Here is a 24968-nt window from a genome sequence, read left to right on the forward strand (position 1 = left end):
CACTTTCCTTATGTTCTATGGACATTTTTCTTCCGTCTTGATTTTGGTTGGCGCCTAATTCCGTACGTGACCACATTTTAAAATCCAGGATGCCTAAAGGGATTCCTCAGTCGTAAAGCTATCGATGGATGCAAAAGAAGACCCTGATTGTATTCCGAGTTCATCGGCCCCAAGTCATCTACACGATCCCTTTTTCTATAATAGATTTCCGTTGTGTCGCTTAATACCAAGACTGTTTCTTGTTGGTGAAGTCGTTTCTTTGTTGCTTGACTATGAGGTTCTATGATCTTTTCCGATGATACTTTCGGATTCGAAAAAAAGCGATACGCTCCTTTCGTGCCTGACCAATTGCCAAATATATCTGGCAAACTCGTTCCTCCTCGTTTTGTCATCACGCTCACGATTTTCTTGAGTCGTTTATCCAATCGCTTATCTCCCAAGTTCAGCGATAAATATTCTTCTTCCACCCAATCTAATTCCGTTCCGAGTGTACTACTCCAATGTGTAGTGTTCATTATAAGGCCCTTACTAACTTTGGAAATAAAGGTTGAAAAATCTAGTTTTTTCTCATATTTGTGGGTAAGGTTATGCACAAGTCCCCCCTCCCTGTCCCCCAGAATCGAGTAATCTCTAAGATGTGGCATGACAACTGATATATTACGGTGAAAGAGGGAACACATGCTCGCTTCTCACACTATTTCTGTGCAAACAGAGGATTTAGATAAAAAAGTCCGTTATACGAAAATAATTCAGAATACGAATCTGAGTAAGGTAAACGGAGTTGCCGATACGAAACAAGTCTCACAAGTCTTCAATCTAAAAACCGGGAGATTCCGGATTATAGGTTGTTGATATGAATACCGCCGATGCGTGCGGCATCATCGTTTCCGATATTAACACACGGACAAAGGTTTCGATTTGGATTAAACGTAATATTATCATATTAAAAAAGATAAAATTCTTCAAAGACAAACGACTCAGTCTCTTTTTAAACCGAATCAACGATTCGCGTTCGCTTCAAGGAGATCTGAATGTCAGCTAAAGTTTCAAAACCGGTTCTCGAAAAAACTTTCGAATCTAAAGATCTTACAGAACTGATGATCGTACTTTCGGCGCTGAAACGCGGCGAACTCACTACGAGAATGTCAGTCGATAAAATCGGTTTGATCGGAAAGGTCTCGGATATGGTAAACGATCTTATCGATCAAAATGAAAAACTATCTCGGGAATTCGAACGAATTTCCGTATCCGTCGGTAAGGACGGAAAAATAAACCAACGTATCGACGTCGCCGCTTTTATGGGCTGGCAGGCTCGATCCGTCGATTCCATAAATTCTTTAGTCTCAGATCTTGTACGACCAACGGCTGAGATTGCCCGTGTCATCGGAGCCGTCGCTTCGGGAGATTTTTCAAGCTCGATTACGGTTAACGCGAAAGGCGAGATTCTTGAACTCAAAGATACGATCAACAAGATGATTCGCTATCTGAAAGAAACCAAACGTATCAACACCGAACAGGATTGGCTTAAAACCAACCTCGGAAAATTTACGAGGATTCTTCAGGGGCAACGAAATATTGCGAACGCAAGTAAGCTGATTCTTTCCGAACTCGCTCCGTTGGTTTCGGCGCAACACGGTGCGTTTTTTATCTCCGAAACGAAAGACGAGGTCTCTTCTCTCAAACTGCTCGCAAGTTACGCATATACGGAAGGACTTCGGGACAATGTCAAAGCGGGTGAAGGATTGGCCGGTCAGTGTCTTCTTGAAAGAAAGAGAATTCTCGTCGAAGACGTTCCGTCCGATTATATCTGGATCAGTTCCGGATTGGGAAAAGGTACTCCTCTCACCATCGTCCTTCTACCGGTTTTTTTCGAAGGGGAAATAAAAGCGGTTCTTGAACTTGCTTCATTTCAAAAATTTACGGAAATTCATCTAAACTTTTTGGATCAACTTGCTGAAAATATCGGGATCGTTCTCAATACGATCGGTACGAGTATGTTGACCGAGGAACTTTTACAACAGTCGCAGATTCTGACCGAAGAGCTGAAAGGACGTCAGGAAGAACTTACGGGAATCAATCTGGGTCTTGAAGAACAGGCTAAACTGCAAAGAAAGAATACGGAGCTGGAAGAAAAAACAAGATCGCTTGCAAAACAAAACGTTGAAATAGAGCGCAAAAATAAAGAAGTAGAGCTGCGTCGAAGATCCTTGGAAGAAAAAGCGCATCAGCTCGCGCTTACCTCCCGATATAAGTCCGAGTTTCTCGCCAACATGTCGCATGAACTCCGAACTCCTCTCAACAATATGTTGATTCTTTCAAGACTTCTTTTTGAGAACGATCCGGGAAATCTTTCCGTAAAACAAGTCGAATTTGCCAGAACCATTCATTCGTCCGGAAACGATTTACTTCAATTGATCAACGATATATTAGATCTTTCTAAAATTGAATCCGGAAAGATGAGCGTGGAAATCAACGAGATTCATTTTGAAGAACTCGAAGAACATCTGATACGGACATTCTCCGAAATTGCAAACAACAAAGGCCTTGAATTTCTCGTAAATCTCGGACCCAAGCTGCCGCTAACCCTATTGACGGATAAACAGAAACTTTTGCAAGTGCTGCGCAATCTTCTTTCAAACGCGTTTAAGTTCACGGAATGCGGAAGCGTTATCGTTCGAATCGAAATGGTCGAATCGGGCTGGAATCCGGTTCATCCGATACTCGGCAAACTTTTAAGAGCAATATCGTTTTCCGTACAGGATACCGGAATCGGAATTTCCGACGAGAAACAGGCTCTTATCTTCGAGGCGTTCCGTCAAGCGGACGGAAGTACTAGCCGTAAATACGGAGGCACGGGACTTGGTCTTTCGATCAGTCGAGAGATCGCTCGAATTCTCGGCGGTGAGATCGTTTTGAAAAGCGAGTTGAAAGAAGGAAGCAAATTCACGTTCTTTCTTCCGGAAACTTATATTGAAAATGAATTTCAATCCGAAGTTCCGGTAGAAACTCCCTTTCGTATAGAGCCCACAAACGCGGACGAATTCATTACGAGGATTAAGAATAATTCCGAAACACAAAACGGCGCGGCATACGAAGAAGTTTTGGACGATCGATTTGACGTTCAACGCAATGATAGAGTTTTATTGATCGTCGACGACGACGCGAGTTTTGCTCGTTTGCTTCTGGATCTTGCGCGTGAAAACGGATTCAAAGGGATCCTTGCCTTTGACGGAGACAGCGCTCTGAATATGATCGAGAACTACAGGATTTCCGCGATCATGCTGGATATACGACTTCCGGATATGGACGGATGGGGAATCTTGGATCGTTTGAAACGTGACATTCAATATAGACATATTCCGATTCAAGTGATCTCCGCTTACAATGAATGGAGAAAAAGTCGGCGTATGGGCGCGATCACTCATATCACAAAACCCATAGATCTTGAATCTCTGAAAGTCGCCTTTGATAAAATCAATCGTTTTATCGATCGTAAAGTAAAGATGGTGTTGATCGTAGATCCGGACGAAGCTCATCGCCAAAGTGTTGTTAAACTGTTGAGCGACGACGATCTGGAAACGATCGCAGTTGAAAACGGATCGGACGCTCTGAAAGCGGTGGAGACGTTGGACGTGGATTGTGTCGTTCTGGATATAGGCATTCCCGATATATCCGGTTTCGACGTCGTATCTCAGCTGAGACAGATCGGCTTACGCGACCTGCCGATCATCATCTACACCGGCTTTGCCGATAGCGATCTCCGCGGAAAACACGCTCAAGAATTAAAACGTTTAACGGACAACGAAGGCGTGAAAGAAGTCACGTCTCCGGAAGGACTTTTTGACGAAACTTCCATTTATCTGCACCGCAGAAATACGGCTTTCAATTCCTCTCGTAAAGAGATCGTTCCAAAGATTCGAATCCCGGATCCTTTTCTTGCCAATCGAAAGATACTCGTCATTGACGACGATATCAGAAATATTTTCGCGCTGACGAGCGTTCTTGAACAGCACGATATGAAGGTTCTCTACGCGGATAATGCGAGGGAAGGAATCGATCTACTCAAGAAGGAACCGGATTTGGACGCGGTTCTGATGGATATTATGATGCCCGATATGGACGGTTATGCCGCGATGCGTGAGATACGGACATTGAGTCGATTTTCGGAACTTCCGATCATCGCGGTCACCGCGAAAGCGATGAAAGGGGACAGGCAGAAATGTATCGATGCGGGTGCGAGCAATTATATAACAAAGCCGGTTGACGTAGATCAACTTCTTTCATTACTTCGGATCGGAATTCGAGATATTGCCGATCGGGTAAATTTATGACATCGGAAGAAATGGTTCTCGAACCAACAATCGTTTATGACCCCGTTGATTTGGATGGCGACTTAGCAATCGCCGAATCCCGGATTCCGGTAAAAATACTCATCGTCGACGATAATCAAGACAATCTGGATGTGATGGAAACGATTCTTGAGAACGAACCTTATCAGATTGTAACCGCCCTTTCGGGAAGGGACGCGCTAAAACTAATTCTAAAATATGATTTCGCATTAATTTTTATGGATGTGCGTATGCCCATCATGGACGGTCTTGAGACCGCTCGTATCATTCGAGAACGTAGAAAATCGGCGCACGTTCCGATCATGTTTCTCACCGCATACGCAAGGGAAGACGCCCGTCAAATTATCCAAGGTTATTCGTTGGGAGCCGTGGACTATCTTGTAAAACCGGTAGCTCCGGAGATACTCCGTTCTAAAGCGGCTGCGTTTGTGGAACTTTATAGAAAGAACGAGATTCTTCGCATACAGAAACAAATGCTTCGTACAAGTCGGGACGAATTGGAAAGACGAGTCAAAGAACGAACGGCGGAACTCGCGAAAACCAACGACGAGCTGGGTCTCGCGAACTCGGAACTCAACGTGGTTCTGAAAGCGCTCGAAGCTCAGAAAAAAATGATAACCAACATCGTGACTAACGTTCCCGGAGTAGTATGGGAAGGTTGGGGTACACCAAACACCGACGCTCAGTGTGTCGACTTTGTCAGTGACTTTGCTCAATCCTTCTTGGGTTATTCCATCGAGGACTGGTTGATCATCCCGAATTTCTGGCTTAAGATCGTCCATCCGGAAGATAGAAAAACGACGGCTGATATGATGGTCGAGGCTTATAGAAACAAGAAGTCCGGAACGAGCCGGTTCCGATGGATGACGAAAGACGGAAAAGAAATCTGGGTGGAAGCGCACTACGCGGTCATCCTGGATGATTTCGGCGAGCCGATCGGTATGAGCGGTGTAACGATGGATATCACCGAACAAAAAGCTGCGGAAAAACAGATCCGCGATTCTCTCAAGGAAAAAGATCTTCTACTCAAAGAAATTCATCATCGTGTTAAGAATAATTTACAGATCGTTTCGAGCATACTCAGTCTTCAATCCAATTATATAAAAGAACCGCATCTGCTGGAGATCTTTCACGAGTCTCAGTCCAGGATCAAATCCATAGCACTCGTTCATGAGCTTCTCTACGAACAAGGTCATCTTGCAAAAATTGAATTTAAGGATTACCTTGAAAATTTAGTGGAGAATATTTTCAGAACGATTCGAACGGATCCAAACCGAATCGAATACGTCGTAGAATCCGATCCGGCACTGATGGAACTCGATTCCGCGATTCATTGCGGACTGATTGTGAATGAGCTGCTTACCAACTCGATCAAATATGCGTTTCCAGATGGACGTAAGGGTAAAATCAGCGTTAGCCTCAAAGTGGAAAATAATATCTGTATTCTCACCATAGAGGATGACGGTATCGGTTTGCCTATCGATCTCGACGTCAAAACCGCAACCTCGATGGGCTTACAACTCGTAGACACTCTGATCCATCAGATCGGAGCGACTCTCGAAATCCGCAGAGACGCAGGGGCTTGTTTTATATTCAAATTTCCTTATCCACGTTTGAAAGGCGAGGTGTCATGAAAGAGCCTGTTCGAATCTTAATCGTAGAGGACGACGCCTTGGTTGCTCGGGATATACAGACACGTCTGAGAAAGATCGGGTATCAAGCGGATTGGATCGCTTCTACAGGAGAGGCGGCCGTGAAATTCGCCCTCGAAATGTCCCCGCAAATCGTACTCATGGATATTCAACTCGGAGAAGGCATGGACGGAGTGGAAGCGGTTGAAAAGATTTTAGAAAACTCTGAAATTCCGATCGTGTATCTCACCGCTTATTCGGACGAATCCTCTCTCGCTCGCGCGGGACTGACTCAACCGTACGGTTACGTGGTAAAACCCATTGAAACGGGAGAACTTCGGATCGCGATCGAAATCGCACTTCAGAGATACAGTCTGCAGAATCAATTGAACGAAGCCAATCGACGTCTATCCACTACGCTTGCGTCGATCGGAGACGGAGTGATCGCAACCGACACCTTCGGTATTGTGAAAGTCGCAGACCGCGTAGCTACTTCTATGCTCGGCAAAAAAAAAGGAATGCTTATCGGCGAAAAGATAGAGGAGATTTTCACGCTGCGTTCTCGAGACGCGCTGAATACATACGAAATTCTTAAAGATCCTGCAACGGAACTTCTTGCCACAAAAAAAGAAAGACTCAGTTACTCGGATGTTCTACTCATGCGCGCTAAAGGTCCCGCAACTCCTATCGACGTTACCGCGACGATGATTGTGGACGATCGTAACGAACCCGACGGAGTTGTACTCGTATTTAGAGATATCACAAAAAGACAAGTGGCGGAAGAATATCTGCGCTACCTCGCATATCACGACTATCTCACAGGACTTCCAAATCGAACTTTATTTTATAATAGACTGAACGCGGCGATCGCACAGTCGACTCGCCATTCGAGGAATCTTGCGTTGTTGTTTTTGGATTTGGACGATTTCAAAACGGTGAACGATTCCTTAGGACACGACGCAGGCGATATGTTATTAAAACAATTGGCTGAACGTTTGAAAGTTTCAGTCCGCGACGACGACACGGTTGCGCGGCTTGCGGGCGACGAGTTCATCATCATACTCAACGATATAGCAAGCGTATCGGACGTGAAGGACGTCGCGGAAAAAATTCTAAAAGGGCTGGATGAAAACTTTAGACTCGGAGACACGGAGATCAAAGTTACCGCGAGTATAGGCATCGCTTTATTTCCGTTACACGGAACCGAAGCCGAGAAATTGGTACGTTATGCGGACACTGCGATGTATCTCGCCAAACCAAAAGGCAAGAATGCATACGCAATCTATACGGCGGATTGGAAAAGCGAGCTACCGAAAGATTAAGGAGAGATAAAATGTCGCATTGTAAAATATTAATCGTAGAAGACGAGCAGTTGGTGGCTAAAGACATTCAAATAGTTTTATTGAATATGGGATACGATGTGCCTTCGATCGTATCGTCCGGCGACGAAGCGATGGCCGTTATTCCGCTTCTCAAGCCTCATCTGATTCTTATGGATATTCGTCTTGGGTCCAAACCGGACGGAATCGAACTCGCGGCGATGATTCGATCCGAGTTCGATCTTCCCGTAATCTATCTAACGGCTTTCACGGACGACGATACTCTGAAACGCGCACAACTTACGGAACCGTACGGCTATGTGATCAAACCTTTTTCGGCGAGAGAGCTACAGATCACGATCGAAATCGCAATTTTCAAACATAAGATCGAGCGGGATTTAAGACAGAACAGAACTTGGTTGTCCACAATTTTAGAAAGTATCGGAGACGGGGTGATCGCGACGGACGTGGACGGCAAGATCGTCTTTCTCAATTCGGTAGCGGAAGCTCTGACAGAATGGAGTCGAAAAGACGCCCATGGAAGGGATCTAGAAGCAATTTTTAATGTTCTAATGCGTAAGAACTTCCTGAGTCCGTGGATTCAGTTTTCCGACCGCATAAATCTTCAAACCGGATATTTTCATGAGACGATTCTCATCTCAAAAAAGGGAAAAGAACAATCGATTCATTCTACGGTTTCCAAATTGAGGGACGAAAACGGCCGTCTTGTCGGCGAGGTAATCGTTTTTAGCGTAGTGATAGCTCGGGAATCTCCGTTCCTGCCGGTGTTAAGATGATACAAGATACCAAAATAACGGCGTCCGATGTCTATCGGATTCTCATCGTCGAGGACGAACGGATCGTCGCTCGTGATATCCAGGGAATTCTACAGGGACTCGGTTACGTCTCGGTCGGAATTGCAACTAACGGCGAAAAGGCGATCGAGATAGCGAGGGCAACGCTTCCGGATCTTATATTGATGGATATCGTTCTTCGAAGGGATTATATCGACGGAATCGAAACCGCGTTTCGACTCAAAGGATTGTTGGATGTCCCTGTTATCTATGTTACCTCTCACAGCGACAAGGCCACGTTAAGAAGAGCTCGAATTACCGACCCGCATGGATATATTTTAAAGCCGATTAACGTTCGGGAACTTCAAATTGCTATCGAGATGGGGCTTTACAGGCACTCGATGGAAAAACGTTTTCGTGAGAATGCCGCGTGGCTGAATACGACGTTAAGCTCTATCGGTGACGGAGTGATCGCGACGGATTCTATCTCCAAGATCAAATTTTTAAATCCGGTTGCCGAGGCGTTGTTGGGCGTCGCGGAAGAGGACGTGCGCGGATATTCCGTGAATGAGATCATGCGTTTGTACGACGCGGACGGATTGCTCGTTCCGAATCTGCTATCCGATGCCACAGCCACGGGAAATCGCAAGTCCCTCGCTTTTGAACGCGTTATGTTATCCGGAACGGATGGAAAGAGTATTCATGTAATTTGTACCGTAGCTCCGATTCACGATATCGCAGGGATAGAGCAAGGTTCCGTTCTCACGTTACGCGATATCAGCGCACTTCATGCAAAATCCGCAGAACTCAGCAGACGGATTGAGGGCGTAGAGCATGCAAAACGTATTTTGGAGCGGTACTTTCCGGAAAATCTTGTCGATTACCTCGTAGATCAAAGACATCAAACGGAGCTCGAAGGCAAAAACGTTCAAGCGACAATGTTATTCTGCGACGTTCGAAATTCTACCGAAATCTCCGAGTTATTGAATCCCGGCGAGTTCGCAGCATTCTTAAGCGAATTGTTTACGGGACTTATGGACCTAACGTATGCAAACGGCGGCTCGGTGAATAAAATTTTAGGAGACGGACTTTTGATTACCTTCGGATGTCCTTTTCCCGAAGAAGACGACACGATCAATTGTGTGCGCTTTGCGCTACAGATGCGAGAATATCTGATAGCGTTCAATGATAACAGAAACGCAAAACTTAAGTCTCCCGTTTCGATGGGGATTGGAATTTCAACGGGAATTGTTTTTGCGGGAAACATCGGTTCTCCCCGCCACATGGAATACACCGTACTCGGAAACGCAGTCAACACCGCGAGCAGACTGGAAGCTCTTACCAAGACCATGGGGTACGATATTCTTTTGGATTCTTATACCGCTCGTTGTGTTAGTCATAAAATCGATATCAAAATGATAGGAGAGTTTCAGATCCGTGGAAAAAAAGAACCGCAGGAAATATTTTTTCCGGTGGGAATGTTATGAAGGTCGCAACGCCTTTTTTAGCGTTAGCAAAAACAATAGAGCCGACTGGCTGGAGATTTAGATGAAAACAGTAATTGAGCGCAAACTACTTGAAATGAAACTCCGCCCCATTTGGGGGGAGATCGAACGTGCAAGGGACGAATGTAGGTTTTTTTTAAACGAACTGGAATTGAGCGAAGATATTAGAGATGGGTTATGTATGATTACCTCGGAAATTCTCGAGAACGCAATCAAATTTGGATCCTTTATAGACGAAAACGACGAGTTTACTTTTAGGATAGAAGCCAGCAAGGACGGAATGCTCGTGCAGGCGTGGAGTCCTCTTCCGGCCGCGGGTATCGTAGAAAATCTACGTCGTTTGGATTCTATCGTTCAATGGATCCGAAGTTTTCAATCTCCGTTTCAGGCTTATCTCGAAAGGCTCAAGTTGGTCGCGGGGCAACCCCTGGAAGATATTGAAAGCGGTCTCGGATTGATTCGCGTTGCTTATGAGGGCGGAGCGATTCTGGATTTTTATGTAAACGAAAATGATATTCTCTATTTCTCGGCGTTACAGCCAAAATTCAATAGGGAACGGGTGGTTGAAAAATGAATAATATAAATAATCAGGTTTTTTCGGAAGATCAGTTACAGCTGGAGGTCATGGATGGAGAAGATATCGAAGTCCTATGGCTCGGTAAGAGTGTACAGAGAAATCCCAGTCAGTTCATCATTCCGACTTTATCGGATGTGATGAAACGAGGAGTGGATCAGGATAAGACCGTTGTCTGGGACTTTAGGCAACTTGAATATATGAATTCCTCCACGATCACTCCGGTGATTAAAACTCTGGAGATGGTAAAAAAAGGATTGGGTAAGGTTAAACTCATCTATAACAAAACTAAGAAGTGGCAGGACCTAAGTTTTTCCGCTTTAAGAATCTTTGAAACCAAAGACGGAAGAATTCAGGTTATAGGGTTATAAATCATGATTGCAGAACAAGAACGAGTCATTGGCGGCATGCTTCAGTCGAATGGCGAATTTATAAGAGTGGAAATCTGCGGACATACGCGTTATTCGTTTCAGATTCGTCTTCCTCACACTCCGCTTTACACGGTTCTTACCGCCGAACGTTTTACGATCCAATCCGAAGGAAAAGAATTCGAATTAGGTAAATGTTGTTTGGTACCGATCAAAGGAAGAAGCTCATCGGGCGCCGAATACACGGTTTTGATTCAAGACGATATCATCGATATTGTCGATCTGACCGGAAGGAATCGATTAACGATTTACGACACCGGTCTTTTTAATCTTAAACTCATTCTCAATCAAAAAGAAAAAGTAAGTCAGCGTTTTAAAGAATACAGCGCAAATCTTACCTTTGAGTTGAACGTCTACAAACAATTCTTCGACGATTTGGACAGACAGTTTTTAAAAGAACCGGAACCGGTTAAAGGACATCTGCACCAAATGATCCTGGACCGAGAAGGTCAGTCTTTCATAGAATTTTTCGATTCCAAGGTAAAGGAACTAGCTGAACAAACAAAATATTTTACAAAGGATGAAAACGAAGCTCACGGTTTTTTCTTTAGAAAACAAGTTTGGGACTTCATTCTTCATTCCGCTTTTATGGTACGAACCAATTTGAAGCCGCGAGGTTACGCCGGCGACTACGAGATGATGAAGATGATCTACAGAAACGAGACGGTTGGACAGACCATTTTTTCACAACTTCTGCACGGTTATCCGCTTCAGGTTCCGGCTGCGGTTGCGGTCCGAAATCGACGAAGCCTGATCGCTTCTCAAATACGACAAGCGATTCAAAATCACGGCGATTCGGAATTTCGGGCGATGTCCATCGGATGCGGTCCCGCCGATGAAATCGAGGAAGTGTTCAGTGAAATGACCGAGGTGGATCATGTTCATTTCACGTTGTTGGATCAGGATACGGAAGCGCTCCGTGTGGCTCGGAATACAGTCAATCAATTTAAACTTGAGAGAGGATTGGTGATCAACGTTAGATACATCAATGATTCCGTCCGCTCTATGCTTCGAATCCGAAATCTTCGGGAAGAATGGGGCAGTTTTGATTTTATCTATTCGATGGGATTGTTTGATTATCTGACTCCTACGGTAGCGCGCGCGGTACTTGCGAGAATGTTTGAGATGTTGAAACCCGGCGGACGATTGGTAATCGGAAACTTTCACGTTAGTAATCCGGATAAAGCGTTTATGGAGTATTGGTTGGATTGGATTCTTTATCATAGAACCGAGGAAGAAATGTTGGAGTTATGCGAGGATTTACCGGGAGAAAGTAAAGTCTTTTACGATGAGACCGGATGCCAGATGTTTTTGGAGATAGAGGCGCCCACGGGTTTATAGTATGCTTTTCAAAAACAATACAATCATGAATTTGAAGATCGACGAGGATTTCGAAAAATATCTTCAAGAGATCGTTCGAGAGTGGATGCAAGTTCTCACCCTGTTATGTATCGCGCTCATCCCGTTTTTTTTACTTTTAGATTATTATACTCAACCTCCCGAATTACATATCCGTTTCGCGATCTACAGAGGTTCCACAACCGTTCTTATTGTCATAGAATACTTGCTGATCCGTTTTACGAAACCGAATCGTTATTATCCTTTGCATGGATATGCGATTTCCATAGTGGCCAGTTTAATGATGGTCCTGATGACCGTGGACCTAGGCGGATTCGATTCAAGTTATTATGCGGGGATGATGTTGATCATCATGGCCGTGAACATGCTTCTCTCTTGGCATCCCATTCATTCCGCTATCAACGGTACTTTGGTTCTTTTGCTCTATCTTGGATTCAACGTATATGAGAATCAATCTTTCGATTCCTGGATCATAGTAAACAATCTGTTCTTTCTTGTATCCACGATCATGATCACTACCGCCATCTCGTGGGTGAGATTCAGATTGGTAAGTTCGGAGTATCTTTTACGCGCTCAGTTGCTTGGCGCAAATCAGAATTTGGATCAGTCGCGTGCGGAGGTGCTTCGAGTCAGAAACGCACTCTGGGGAGAGATGCAGCTCGCCAATATGATACAAACGGCTCTTTTACCGATAAGGACGCAGATTGGAAAGTATGAAGTATCCGCTCTGATGGTTCCGGCGGATTCGGCGGGTGGCGACTATTACGATATTATCGACGCTCCGAACGGAGATAAATGGGTGGGGATCGGAGACGTTTCCGGTAATGGTGTGGAATCGGGACTTGTTATGATGATGGCTCAGACCGCGATCCAGGCGATTCTTCAACAAAAGAAAACGCTTCTTCCATCCGAAGTGCTGATTCAGGCCAATCGTATTATCAAGGACAATATAGAGCGTCTTGAAACGGATCGTTATATGACGATGATTCTTTTTAAATTGGAAGACGACCATCTGTTGGTGTCCGGTAAACACACGGACATAATGGTTTATCGCGCAGGACAGAAAAAAGTCGAAGTGATTTCGACTAACGGATCTTGGCTCGGCATCATAGACGATCTCGGTTCGGCATTGGAAGACCTTCGGATTCCTATTTGTAACGGAGATATTATTCTGTTGTATACGGACGGAATCATAGAGGCTCAAAATCAGGAAGAGGAATTATTCGGAGAAGAAAGGCTGAGCGTATTACTGGAATCGAATACACATTTGTCGCTTAAAAAATTAGGCGAAGAGATCTTTTGGGGGATCACGAACTTTGGGAAAACTCAAAGCGACGATATGACCTTATTGTTATTAAAGAACGGAGGATAAGTTTATGAATTTACATCAAAATGGAGCAACGAACGGAACTCAGGCAAAGGCAAACGCTCCCCCTGATTTCAACCAATTCGCATGGGTTCTTGAAAAAAAATGGATCGAGATCGTTTGTGTTCTCGGATTCGTGTTGATTCCGGTATTTGGAGGTCTGGATTATTTTATCATTCCTCCTCAATATTTAAACGAGAATCTTGGATTCTTTTTTATGCTTCGAGGTGCGGCGAGTCTGATCGTACTCACTCAATTTTTTATATTAAAAAATTCTAAACCAGGGAGGTGGAATGCGATTCACGCGTATTTTTTTACTTTCGTGGTAGGAGGGATCATTTCGGTCATGACCGTCAGGCTTGGAGGATTTGAATCTTCCTACTACGCGGGACTCAATCTTGTTTTGATAGCGGTCAATCTTTTTCTTCCATGGAACGCGTTAAAAGGGGCCTTGAACAGCGTCATTATTGTAGCTCAGTATCTGGCTGCGAATTTCATTTTCGATCACGACTACGAGATCATATCCATAATAAATAATCTTTATTTTATGTTGGGTACCGCGATCATTTCGGTCACGATCGCACATTTTAAGTTCAGTCTTACGAAATCGGAATTTGAAAAGATGAATTTAATCAGCAACTTGAAATCTCAGCAGGACGGGGACTATTTTTTGACTTCTCTGATTTTGAGGCCGCTCAGCTTGAATCGTTCCAAAAGTGAGTCCGTTCTTGTCGAATTTTATACGAGTCAAAAGAAGAAATTCACGTTTAAGATCTGGAACGAGGAAATCGGAGGAGATATATGCGTTTCGCATAATATTCGATTAAAGGGAAGAGACTACATCGTTTTTGTAAACGCGGACGCTATGGGAAAATCGATGCAGGGAGCCGGAGGAGCGCTCGTGTTCGGAGCGGTGTTTCACGCGCTCGTGCAAAGAACGAAATTTTCGGAAAACAATCAGGACCAGCATCCTGAACGATGGTTGAAGAATACAGTCATAGAAATGCAGAAAACGTTCGAGAGTTTCGACGGAGCGATGATGATATCGATGGTCATCGGTTTGATCGACGAAAAAAACGGATTGTTGTATTATATCAATGCGGAACATCCATTTCCTGTTTTGTTTCGGGATGGAAAGGCTTCCTATATCGATTCTGAAATTTATTTTAAAAAGGTCGGTATGTTGGGACTCACATCCAGGCTTTTTGTGAGTATCTTTCAAATGGCGCCGGACGACGTTCTTATCTTCGGCTCCGACGGAAGGGACGACGTGATGGTCTTCGATCCGGAGACGAAGAGCAGGTTGATCATAGAAGACGATAATTTCTTTTTGAACGTTGCCACACGCGGTCAAGGCGATCTGAATACGATCGTGAAAGAACTGTATCAATCCGGTGAAATCATCGACGATCTTTCCCTGTTGAAAATAAGATTTCAACCTGTCGAATCCAATTCAACTAACGGAGATTGGAAAGGAAATATTCAAGGACTTTCGGCTCAGGAACGACTGACCGCGATCCGTCAAAAATTGAACGACGGAATTCGAAACCCGGAAATATTAAAAGAAGCCGTTTCTTTGAGTTTTAGATACGGAGCAATCGAGGAAGCGGTAGACCACGCGAAAGAAATCGTGTATCGATTTCCCGGAGAAACAAAATATCTTTACTTTTTATCAAGGGAACTGTCCCGCCAAAAGAATTTCACCGATTCGATCGACTTCGGGGAAAGATTTCGGCATAGAAAGCCGGGGCATAAAAACAATCTTCTCGTACTTTCCAATTCATACAGACGTGTCGGAAACATAGAAAGGGCGGAACTTCTTTTAAAGGAAATCATCGGCATTGACCCGAGAAACGAACTTGCATTAAACTTAATGCAGAAGTTAATAAACGAGTAGTGTCATGAAAGAAAAATCCAACAAACCGAAGGAGAAGAGCTATAAAACGGACAACGCAGTCGATCAACGGCTTGATTTCAACGCCGTCGACGACGTCGAAAATTTTAGAACGTATCTCGCCGATATACGACACAGCTGGTTAAAAACGCTCTGTATTCTCGGTTTTACTTTGATCCCTTTGTTTATAGCGCTGGATTATTTTATGATTCCGGCGGATCGATTTAAGAATTTTGTATTCTACAGAACGATTGCAACAATTTTAATATTGATTCAGTATTTGATTCTTCGACTGACCAAACCTTCCGGTTATGCGTCTTTGCACGGGTATTTTTTTTCCATTGTCGTAGGATTGATGATTTCTCTGATGACATTGGAATTGGGAGGGTTCGATTCCAGTTATTACGCGGGTTTAAACCTTGTTATGATCGCGGTGATTGTTTTGATCCCTTGGGATTTCGATCATGCGGTTATAAACTCTCTGTTGATCATCGGGAGTTATTTGTGTTTGAACTTTTTTTTCCCGAATTCTTTTCACTATAATATACTCGTTAATAATCTCTATTTTTTATCCTCGAGCGCGGTCATCGCGATATCGATTAACAGAGTCCATTTTCAATTGATTCGGAAAGAATTTTACGCTAATAGTCAATTAAAAACGGCCAAAAAAGAACAGGATACGATTATGAACTCGGTGGACGAGGGGTTGTTCATCATTCACAAAGTAGACGGCCAATATTTTATCGGCGAACACCAATCGGAGTCGGTAAAGAAAATTCTTGGAAGTGTCATACTATCGGGGCGGAAATTTACGGAAGTTTTATCGGAGTATTTTTCCATAAAAAAAATCGACGAGTTGATCGAATATCTGGTCATGATTTCCTCGAAGGACATAGACGAGGACATGATTCGCGATCTGAATCCTCTTGAGAGAGAAGGGGCGGCGATTCAGCTTGGAATCAACAACGTCACTAAGTTTCTCGAATTCGGATTTAAGCGCATAACGCAGGCGTATCAAAATACCGATTTTTTAATCAGTATCAAGGACGTTACGAAAGAAGTCGAGATGGAACATCAGCTGCGCGATAACGAAATCAAAGCAGAACAGGAAACGCAGATGATGCTCTCCATTCTTCATATCGGTCCTGCTTTATTGCAGGATTTTATGGAAGGTATCGATACTGAACTTTCAGTTATCGACGGCGTTTTACGCGATGAAGAAAATCATAAGAATTTTTCGACTGCAATCGAGACGATATTTCGATCCGTACATTCTATCAAAGGGAATGCGGCGCTGTTGGACCTGAAATTTCTCGCGGAAAAGGCGAACGAGTTTGAGGAGAAGATGATCGTCTTGCGTGAAAATAAAAATCCGACCTGGGAGGATTTTTTGCCGATCGCGTATGACCTTGCAAAACTTCAGGAAGTATACGGAGAAATGCACGGATTGGTTCAGCGCATTCGTTTATTTCAAAACAAAGGCGGGGATACCAAGTCCGCGTTATCCGCTCTACCGGAAGCGATTAATCAACTTGCTTTGAGAATCGCCTCCGAGCTTGGAAAAAAAGTGAGACTGATTGCGACCGATATCGATTTCACCGGAATATCCAATAAATATGCGTACGCGTTGCGCGATATATTGGTTCAATTGACGCGTAACGCGATCACGCACGGTATCGAAAGTCCCGAAATTAGACTGCGGTTAGGTAAGGAGGAATACGGGACGTTACTTCTAAGTATGAAGTCGGTAGGCGATAGTTTATGCGTAAACTTCCGGGACGACGGAAGTTCTTTTGATTTTGGCGCGATTCGAACAAAAGCCTTTCAGATGGGCAAAGGTCTGGAATCCGAAATCAAGAATTGGGCTGCAACCAAATTAATAAAGTTAACGTTTGAACCTGTGTTCTCCACTGCGGGCGAGTCGACTCTGCACGCCGGGCGCGGAATGGGCATGGATATCATCAAACAGAGAGTCAAAAAAATTGGAGGGAAACTGAAGATAAATTATGATCCAGGTCAATTCACTGAATTTAAGTTTATATTTCCAATTTGAATACTTCAGCTAAATCCGGAGGAATTATGAAGATCATGATCGTTGACGATTCAACTATAGTAAGAATGGTAATTGAGCGTTATTTAAAACTTACCAAACTTGAAATCGTTGCGCAAGCCTCGAATGGTATTCAGGCAATCGAACTGTTTAAGGTTCATAAACCGGACATTGTAACCCTTGATATTACTATGCCTGAAATGGACGGTCTTGCCGCGCTTGGGGAAATGTTAAAAATCAAACCGGATGCGAAAATCATCATGATCTCCGCTTTAACTAGTAAAACGACGGTTGTAAAGGCGGTTAACGCGGGCGCGGTTTCCTATTTGATTAAACCCTTATTGGCTCATAAGTTAACTGATACTCTTAAAAAGATATTGGGGGAATAAGATGAAACAAGAGGAATTAAAAATCTTTATAAAAGGTATGATGAATTATTTCAGTCAATTTAACGGGGATGAACCCGTTGTAGGCGTACCGTATCCTCAAAATGATAATTTTGTCTTTTTAGACTATTCAGGCGTGATTGGAATATCCGGAGCGAGAAAGGGTTGTATTTACGTAACAGCAACCTTAAGGATGCTCAACGATTTAATTATAGCCATGGGATTGGGCGAGGCCGATGAGTCGCTGCGTTTGGACGCGATCGGCGAACTTGCAAATAATATTTCCGGAAATGCGGAACAGTTTTTCGGTCAGAATTTTAGAATTTCCGTTCCTATGGTGATCACGGGGCAAGGTCATAATATACATTTACCCTTGAAAATGCCCGTTTTTACGATTCCTTTCGAATGGAAGTCCCATAAGTCTTATCTCGTTGTGGGAACGCCGAGGGACGACGTCTAAGATTACATTCTTGTTTTAGAATATTATGATTTATTCTTTTTTCCTAGAATTCTTTTTATCTTAGCCTGGGGTTTTTTATCTAAACGGTGTTCGTGAAGATAATTTTTTGCGACGGATAAAATTTCCGAATCGGTAGATTGTTCCATTTTGATTTCTCCAAGAACTTTTTTCGCTATCGATGGGTAGTGTGTTTCTAAATGACTATGAAAGTGAGTTTTCGCTAATCCAGGTCCTGCTATCAAAAGGCCTTCCGTTTTAGATAACTTTCCCGCAACTTCTTCGAAGAAATGTTTTAAATCTTCCTTCTCGATTGTATCAATTCGATCCAGGTGATGTTCGTGACGTTCCGGTTTGGGTTTATGAAGGGTTAGTTCAGAGCGGGAGAAATTCTTTGCAAAAACGAACTCTTTTGCCTGGGACTGATCGATCCATAGAATACAATGTGACATGATTACTCCTTTAAGATCGAGACAATCGGAAAGACTTCCCGTTCGTTTCTTCTTAAGTCATGAAAGCATAAATGAATGCTTTGTTTCAAGTTCGATTCGTAATTAGCAGAAAATAGTAAGATATCGATCCCGTGTTCCACTTAAAGATGGAATATAATCGAATTTCGACGAAATAAAACCTTTATATTCGTTTAATGATGGACAAGACCTTCTTTTAAAGAGAAGATATAGGCGAAAACCTTTTAAACACGCCGCTTGGTTGTCTTTGATACTTCTGAATGGATGTCTTAATTTCGAATGTCCGAGGAGCATAATTCTCGCTTAAGGACAGTCAGAAAGAATTCTTAAGAATTAAAATTACATAAAATACGAATGTTATGCGTTAAAATGCGCCGTATACTTCCATGTATTTCCAACCGTCGCAGATTCCATCTGTTAAGGTTTGTTTCAATCGTTCTATCGAAGAAGGAAATACTCTTATGGAACAAAGTTCGACTCTTTCTACTCTGAACCGAATCGCCTTTATCGGAAATTATTTGCCCCGCCAATGCGGCATTGCGACCTTTACGACGGATCTCTGCGAGGCCATCGCGGAGGAACATCCGCAAACGACCTGCATCGCGATACCGGTCAACGACATAGAGATAGGTTATGCGTATCCGTCTCGAGTGCGTTTTGAAATCACCGAAAAGGATATCGAATCGTATCACCGGGCCGCGGATTTTTTGAACGTCAATAACGTGGATCTTGTATGTCTTCAATTCGAATACGGAATTTTCGGAGGAAGGGCGGGAAGTCATATCCTCGCACTCTTGCGCAATTTACGAATGCCGATCGTTGCGACTCTGCACACCGTTCTTCACGATCCGGATTCGGATCAATTGAAAGTATTGAAACAGGTAGCGGCTCTTTCGGATCGTTTAGTGGTCATGAGCGAGCGCGGTGTGGAATTTTTGCAAACTGTTTACGGGATTCAAGCCGACAAGATCGATTTCATTCCTCACGGAATTCCCGACGTGTCCTTTGTGGACCCGAGCTTTCATAAGGATAAGTTCGGCGTCGAAGGTAAAATCGTATTACTCAGTTTCGGATTGCTTTCTCCGAACAAAGGGATCGAAACCGTGATTTCCGCGTTACACGCGATTTTGATCAATCACCCGAACGTAGTCTATATCATTCTCGGGGCCACACATCCTAACGTTGTGCGAAACGAAGGGGAGACATACAGACTTTTCCTCCAACGTTTGGCTCATGAAAAGAATGTGGAAGGTCACGTGATTTTTTACAATCGGTTTGTCAGTCTGGAGGAGCTCATCGAGTTTATCGGAGCGACCGACATCTATGTCACTCCCTATCTCGACCCCGCTCAGATCACTTCGGGCACTCTCGCATACACATTGGGAGCGGGGAAGGCCGTGATTTCCACACCTTACTGGTATGCCCAAGAGATGTTGGCCGAAGAACGGGGGGTGCTTGTGCCGTTTCGAGATCCGAATACGTTGGCGGAACAAGTGATCGATCTTTTGGATAACGAATCCAAACGTCACGCGATGCGAAAGCGCGCCTATCTCTACGGACGAGCGATGATTTGGCCGAAGGTCGCCAAACGATATATGCAGAGTTTTGAAAGAGCGCGAGTCGAACGACGTCATTTTTCTCCGCCCGGTTTTGCGATCCGACCTCTGGACAAACGTCCGAATGAAACGCCTCCTCTCAAGCTGGATCATCTGCGTCACATGACTGACAGCACTGGCATCTTACAACACGCATACTTTACGATTCCGAACTATAACGAAGGTTATACGATAGACGATAACGCGCGCGCGTTGATGGTAAGTACTCTCATGCAGGACTTGGGAAACGGAGAGGTCTTTGAACTGACATTCCGTTATCTTGCTTTTGTATGGTACGCATACAATCCGAAAACCGGACGTTTTCGCAACTTCATGGATTACCAACGTCGCTGGCTGGAAGAAAGCGGTTCGGACGACAGTCACGGCCGCGCGCTTTGGGCCTTGGGAACCGTTCTCGGAAGAGCAAGCGCGCCTACGTTACCCAGCATTGCGGGAAGATTATTCGAACAAGCCCTTCCAGCGATACTCGCTACTTCCAGTCCTCGTGCATGGGCGTTTGCACTCATCGGAATTCACGAATATCTGCGGAGATTTGAGGGAGATCGTATGGCGGGTCAGGTCCGGGAAGAATTATCCGCAAGATTGTTAGGACTCTATGAGAGAAATAATTCTAAGGAATGGCATTGGTTCGAGGAAGGACTTAGCTATTGCAACGCGGCGTTGTCTCACGCGATGTTATTATCGGGTCAATCCATTCCGAATCCGGAGATGACTCAAGTAGGACTCGAATCGTTGGAATGGTTATCGGATTTACAACGTGCGGACGCGGACGGAGGTCACTTTGTCCCGATCGGTTCCAACGGTTTTTACCGGAAGGGAGGAGAACACGCTCGTTTTGATCAACAACCCGTAGAAGTGCAGGCGACCGTTTCCGCATGTTTAGAAGCCTATCGCATAACGTGGGATATGCGATGGCGCAAAGAAGCAAGACGCGCCTTCGAATGGTTTCTGGGACGCAACGATTTGAACGCTCCCGTTTATGATCCGACCACGGGTGGCTGTAGAGACGGCTTGCATCCGGATCGAGTCAATGAAAATCAGGGCGCGGAATCCACGTTAGCGTTTCTTCAGAGTTTGTTGGAACTGCGTTTAGCCGAGAATGCCCTTGACCAAGAAGAATTAAAAACACAATGAACCAAACAACCTATCCGGAACTTTTCCATCGATACGAACAAAATCCCATTTTGACCGCAAAGGATTGGCCGTATCCGGTTCACAGTGTATTCAATCCCGGGGCGACGAAGTTGCAGGACGGAACCACGCTTTTGTTATGCCGTGTGGAAGATCGTACCGGAAAATCTCATCTCTGCGCGGCGCGTTCTTCCAACGGTGTGGATGATTGGAAGATCGATACCGAGCCGACATTCATCGCCGATCCGGAAAATTTTCCGGAAGAATTGTGGGGAATCGAAGATCCACGCATCACATACATCGCGGAATTGAATCAATATGCAATCGTCTATACCGCGTATTCGAAAGAGGGTCCGGGTGTCGCCTTGGCGTTTACGAAAGATTTTCATAACTTTGAACGTTACGGAATGATTCTCCGACCCGAAGACAAGGACGCTACCTTATTGCCCCGCAGGATAGGAGGGCGTTGGGCGATGATCCATCGACCGATCGGAATTCACGGAGCCCATATGTGGATTTCTTATTCCTCCGATCTGAAACAATGGGGGGATCATAAGCTGATGTTGGAAGCAAGATTGGGCGGATGGTGGGATGCAAATAAGATCGGGTTATCACCGCCTCCGATAGAAACGCCTCAGGGCTGGTTGGTCATCTATCACGGAGTACGTCATAACGCTTCGGGGGCTTTGTATCGTCTTGGTTTGGCGTTGTTTGATTTGAACACGCCCGAACTCTGTTTAAAACGAGGCCAGGAATGGATCTTTGGAGCCAAGGAACCTTATGAGCAGAGAGGCGATGTGGATAACGTAGTGTTTCCCTGCGGATATACGTTAGGCGCCGACGGAGATACTCTCAATATTTATTACGGCGCTGCGGATACGAGCATCGCACTTGCGATCTGCAGCATAAACGAGCTATTGGAATGGCTTGCAAAACAATGAAAGATTAGAAAACGCCTGTCCTGAAAATCTTACTTCAATCAATCATATTCAATTTTAAGAATATAGAAGTTTGTAAGCTTTGGGGGTTCCCGCGGGAACTTCTTTTAATTCCTCAAATTGAAGGTGTTTTTCCACGACTTGATCGAACACGGACTGAGTGACTAAAATTTCACCGGCTTCGGCCGTGTCTTCTCCGAGTTTACTCGCGGTGTTTACTTCGGAACCGAATACGTCCGTGTCACCGATTTTTAAAACCTTTCCGTAGCCGAGCCCGACGCAGAGAAGAATTTTTTCTTCCGGGATTTTGTCTTGGTTGTAGGTAACCAATTCCTGTTGCATTTTGATTGCGGACGTAATTCCTTTGGCGACGTTTCTAAAGATGACTAAAAAGCTATCTCCTTCCGATTTCAAAAGGATTCCGTCGTGATCTTCTATGACCGGAATCAGAATTCTTTCCGATTCGTGAATCGTTTGTAAGAAGTGAATGATTCCGAATTTTTCGACGCCTCTGGAAAAACCGGATAGATCCGTGAACATCACACACCAATCTTCTCCGAAAAGATCCCAGATCCTTTGATCGATTTTAAATTTATCGGCTCCGGGTTTTAATCTTTCTTGAATTAATTTTTCCAGCCTGTCTTCGGACGCGCTCGCTCCGATAGTTCTTCGAAATGCCATAAAGCTCCTTTGAGAGATTGAGAATTTTTTTAGGATAAGAATCCAAACTTTTTAATCGGAATTCGTTTCTTGTCAACGAATCTACTTTGTTGCACTTAAAATTCGGTGATTTATGAATTTTCTTTTCTTTCTAAAAATATGTTTTGAGCGGTTGTGTTGTATCTTTTAGTCTCTATCTTTAACATTCAATACATAGAAAAGAGAAAACTATGTTTGAAACTCAAGAGCTAAAGGCGGGAGTGGACACGGAAATACGCCTAACACAATCTTGAAGTTGATTCGATATTATGAGGATATTCTTTCTTTTGATTTGGGAATCAATATCCGTTTGTTATCATATGGGTATATCGAAGCGGAAGATTTGGATCCACAGTTGAAAACCGATCAAACGTATGGCGTCAAATATTTCCGGGTTACGCTGCTTGAGTTCCTAAATTCTTTTGCATTTGACAAGTAAGGTTTGGTATGAAGAATCGTAAAAATTATTTTTGGAGAATCCGTCCTAATGAATCGTAAAATCCGTTTTTTGTTAATCATTTCTTTCCTAATCTTAACCTTTGGAAACTGCAAAAAGGAACTCAGCGTATCCATGGCAACGTCGACTTCTTTAAGCGATAAACTTGCGTTTGCCGCACTCGGAGGCGGAAGCTGGAAACCGGAAGAGGGCGCCGAATTCGTAAAACTTCATTTTTATCCGGATGAAGGGTTCCAATTGAAAAAGGTAGAAGTGGATTCTTGCAAGGGAGAATTTACCGATGCGGTGACCGCCTATATCAACTTTGACGAGCTCAGTGCGACAGCGGAACTTGCGGCTAAAAAGGCTCTCGTAAATTTTGAAAACGCGGTCTATGCAAGATCCGTAACGATCAATTTCAGAAAGAACAAGGATCTTTGTATCGGAGAGATTCGTTTTTACGACGAGAAGGAAAAACAATTCTCCCTGAAACTTCCAAAGATCGTGGAAGGTTCCGTAAAGGCTTCCGAAACTGTAGCTCCTATACAATCTTACGACGTGATGAATCTATTCGATTCGAGATACGAATACGCCTGGGCCTCGGATAAAAAAGGAAAGGGAGTTACCTTGGATTTTAAATTCAAGGAATCACAAAAGTTTAATACGATTAAGATCTGGAACGGCTATCAAAGATCGGATCAGCACTGTTATTCCAATGGAAGATTGAAGTCGGCGACTCTTACGGGCGACAACGGTTATTCTCAAAAGATCCAACTCCAAGACATTCTCGGTCCTCAAGAAATTGCTCTCGAAAAAACCTTCAAAGGAACTTCTCTGCGTCTGACTGTGGATGATATCTACGCCGGAAAAATGTATAAGGGATTTGTGTTGAGCGAGATTCGTTTTGGAAAGGATAAGAATTGGGTTCTCATCAACCCGATCCACAGATCTCAGAGTATCGCGCAATCCAATCACCTTCAGTTTACTCCTCCCGATTTGGACGGAATTTTAAATCACGGTCTGAGAGGTTTGGAGGTTTCGGAACTGCCTTCGGAAATTCAAAGTTCGGAAACGATCGCCTCTTCGGAGACTCCCGTTACGGAAGAAGGCAGCGGAGAAAGAATAGAGTCCAATTGGTCTCTGCGAATGCGTTCCGACGGTTCTTTTTTTATGGAAGGGGATACTCAAGATCAGAATTACGAGGGATCGGGAACTCTTCATAAAACGAGTAAGTTCTACGCGATTGGAAACTACGAGGTCAAAGAATCTTCAGCCGATTCGTTAAAACTCAGGGTATTCGGGTATATGAGAAAATACTCATCTTCTTATATGGAATCGCATGGAGAGGGAGACATGGATTGCAACGGGTGCGGACGCGATTGCAACATGGCGGACAAGGATCCGGATAAAAAAGAAATCATCTTTCAGGATTTCATCACGATCAAAAAATTAAACGGAAACGTTTACGTTCAAAATACGAGCCCGAGCCGGAAATTGGATTTTAAAACGTTGGAAATGGCTCTCGAGTAATAGATTCAAAAAATAGAATACGATCTAAAATCCGGG

General features: G+C 44.0%; 19 protein-coding genes and 1 pseudogene. 17 read left to right on the plus strand and 3 right to left on the minus strand.

The features are described from left to right. Window positions 1–515: pseudogene (locus tag LEP1GSC194_RS05795) on the minus strand (IS4/Tn5 family transposase DNA-binding protein); the annotation flags it as partial. A gap of 338 nt (window positions 516–853) precedes the next feature. On the opposite strand from LEP1GSC194_RS05795, the gene LEP1GSC194_RS22915 reads away from it, so the two are divergent. The 14 genes from LEP1GSC194_RS22915 to LEP1GSC194_RS05870 all read left to right on the plus strand — a co-directional run bounded on the left by LEP1GSC194_RS22915 (window position 854) and on the right by LEP1GSC194_RS05870 (window position 18115). Further along, the gene (locus LEP1GSC194_RS22915; protein WP_020772771.1) at window positions 854–1042 is read left to right on the plus strand and encodes a hypothetical protein; all 189 of its coding nucleotides are present in this window, start codon (window positions 854–856) and stop codon (window positions 1040–1042) included. Then, entirely contained in the window at window positions 1032–4331 is a 3300-nt protein-coding gene (locus tag LEP1GSC194_RS05805; protein WP_020772942.1) for a response regulator, read from the plus strand. Before LEP1GSC194_RS22915 ends, LEP1GSC194_RS05805 begins: the two co-directional genes overlap by 11 nt. Next, complete coding sequence (locus LEP1GSC194_RS20815) at window positions 4328–5983, plus strand: histidine kinase dimerization/phosphoacceptor domain -containing protein (RefSeq protein WP_020772880.1); 1656 nt, start codon at window positions 4328–4330, stop codon at window positions 5981–5983. Before LEP1GSC194_RS05805 ends, LEP1GSC194_RS20815 begins: the two co-directional genes overlap by 4 nt. Further along, window positions 5980–7302 (plus strand): diguanylate cyclase domain-containing protein, encoded by a 1323-nt coding sequence (locus LEP1GSC194_RS05820; RefSeq protein WP_017809340.1) that lies wholly within the window; start codon window positions 5980–5982, stop codon window positions 7300–7302. The genes LEP1GSC194_RS20815 and LEP1GSC194_RS05820 overlap by 4 nt, the downstream gene beginning before the upstream one ends. Before the next feature lie 11 nt (window positions 7303–7313). Beyond that, window positions 7314–8096: a response regulator gene (locus tag LEP1GSC194_RS05825; protein WP_020772803.1), complete on the plus strand. Its 783-nt coding sequence runs from the start codon at window positions 7314–7316 to the stop codon at window positions 8094–8096. Continuing rightward, a complete protein-coding gene (locus LEP1GSC194_RS05830) occupies window positions 8093–9580 on the plus strand; it encodes an adenylate/guanylate cyclase domain-containing protein (protein ID WP_020772748.1) in 1488 nt (495 codons plus the stop codon). The genes LEP1GSC194_RS05825 and LEP1GSC194_RS05830 overlap by 4 nt, the downstream gene beginning before the upstream one ends. A gap of 61 nt (window positions 9581–9641) precedes the next feature. Continuing rightward, window positions 9642–10172: a hypothetical protein gene (locus tag LEP1GSC194_RS05835; protein WP_020772837.1), complete on the plus strand. Its 531-nt coding sequence runs from the start codon at window positions 9642–9644 to the stop codon at window positions 10170–10172. After that, window positions 10169–10543: a hypothetical protein gene (locus LEP1GSC194_RS05840; RefSeq protein WP_036041548.1), complete on the plus strand. Its 375-nt coding sequence runs from the start codon at window positions 10169–10171 to the stop codon at window positions 10541–10543. The genes LEP1GSC194_RS05835 and LEP1GSC194_RS05840 overlap by 4 nt, the downstream gene beginning before the upstream one ends. 36 nt (window positions 10544–10579) lie before the next feature. Further along, window positions 10580–11941, plus strand: a complete 1362-nt coding sequence (locus LEP1GSC194_RS05845) for a class I SAM-dependent methyltransferase (protein ID WP_020772732.1) — start codon at window positions 10580–10582, stop codon at window positions 11939–11941. Window positions 11942–11966: 25 nt separating this feature from the next. Then, on the plus strand, window positions 11967–13331 hold the full coding sequence (locus LEP1GSC194_RS05850; protein WP_051185284.1) for a PP2C family protein-serine/threonine phosphatase: 1365 nt from the start codon (window positions 11967–11969) through the stop codon (window positions 13329–13331). A gap of 4 nt (window positions 13332–13335) precedes the next feature. Continuing rightward, a complete protein-coding gene (locus LEP1GSC194_RS05855; protein ID WP_020772745.1) occupies window positions 13336–15222 on the plus strand; it encodes a PP2C family protein-serine/threonine phosphatase in 1887 nt (628 codons plus the stop codon). A gap of 4 nt (window positions 15223–15226) precedes the next feature. Then, window positions 15227–17272: an ATP-binding protein gene (locus LEP1GSC194_RS05860; RefSeq protein ID WP_020772800.1), complete on the plus strand. Its 2046-nt coding sequence runs from the start codon at window positions 15227–15229 to the stop codon at window positions 17270–17272. 26 nt (window positions 17273–17298) lie between these two features. After that, on the plus strand, window positions 17299–17658 hold the full coding sequence (locus tag LEP1GSC194_RS05865) for a response regulator (RefSeq protein WP_036041552.1): 360 nt from the start codon (window positions 17299–17301) through the stop codon (window positions 17656–17658). A 1-nt stretch (window position 17659) separates the two neighbouring features. Next, window positions 17660–18115 (plus strand): chemotaxis protein CheX, encoded by a 456-nt coding sequence (locus LEP1GSC194_RS05870; protein WP_017810260.1) that lies wholly within the window; start codon window positions 17660–17662, stop codon window positions 18113–18115. A gap of 23 nt (window positions 18116–18138) precedes the next feature. Here LEP1GSC194_RS05870 and LEP1GSC194_RS05875 read toward each other — a convergent pair whose 3' ends face one another. Continuing rightward, window positions 18139–18564: a hypothetical protein gene (locus LEP1GSC194_RS05875; protein WP_017810259.1), complete on the minus strand. Its 426-nt coding sequence runs from the start codon at window positions 18562–18564 to the stop codon at window positions 18139–18141. Window positions 18565–19043: 479 nt separating this feature from the next. Here LEP1GSC194_RS05875 and LEP1GSC194_RS05880 point away from each other — a divergent pair, with 479 nt between their 5' ends. Together LEP1GSC194_RS05880 and LEP1GSC194_RS05885 are read left to right on the plus strand one after the other, a co-directional pair. After that, on the plus strand, window positions 19044–21332 hold the full coding sequence (locus tag LEP1GSC194_RS05880; protein WP_020772951.1) for a glycosyltransferase family 4 protein: 2289 nt from the start codon (window positions 19044–19046) through the stop codon (window positions 21330–21332). Next, entirely contained in the window at window positions 21329–22270 is a 942-nt protein-coding gene (locus tag LEP1GSC194_RS05885) for a glycoside hydrolase family 130 protein (RefSeq protein ID WP_017810256.1), read from the plus strand. The genes LEP1GSC194_RS05880 and LEP1GSC194_RS05885 overlap by 4 nt, the downstream gene beginning before the upstream one ends. A gap of 54 nt (window positions 22271–22324) precedes the next feature. Here LEP1GSC194_RS05885 and LEP1GSC194_RS05890 read toward each other — a convergent pair whose 3' ends face one another. Then, a complete protein-coding gene (locus tag LEP1GSC194_RS05890; RefSeq protein ID WP_020772948.1) occupies window positions 22325–22948 on the minus strand; it encodes an adenylate/guanylate cyclase domain-containing protein in 624 nt (207 codons plus the stop codon). 505 nt (window positions 22949–23453) lie between these two features. Between LEP1GSC194_RS05890 and LEP1GSC194_RS05900 the strand changes: the two genes are divergently transcribed. Further along, entirely contained in the window at window positions 23454–24932 is a 1479-nt protein-coding gene (locus LEP1GSC194_RS05900; protein WP_020772743.1) for an NADase-type glycan-binding domain-containing protein, read from the plus strand. The last annotated feature ends 36 nt before the right edge of the window (window positions 24933–24968 follow it).

The organism is Leptospira alstonii serovar Sichuan str. 79601, from assembly GCF_000347175.1.
In the GTDB taxonomy this organism is placed as follows: Bacteria; Spirochaetota; Leptospiria; order Leptospirales; family Leptospiraceae; genus Leptospira; species Leptospira alstonii.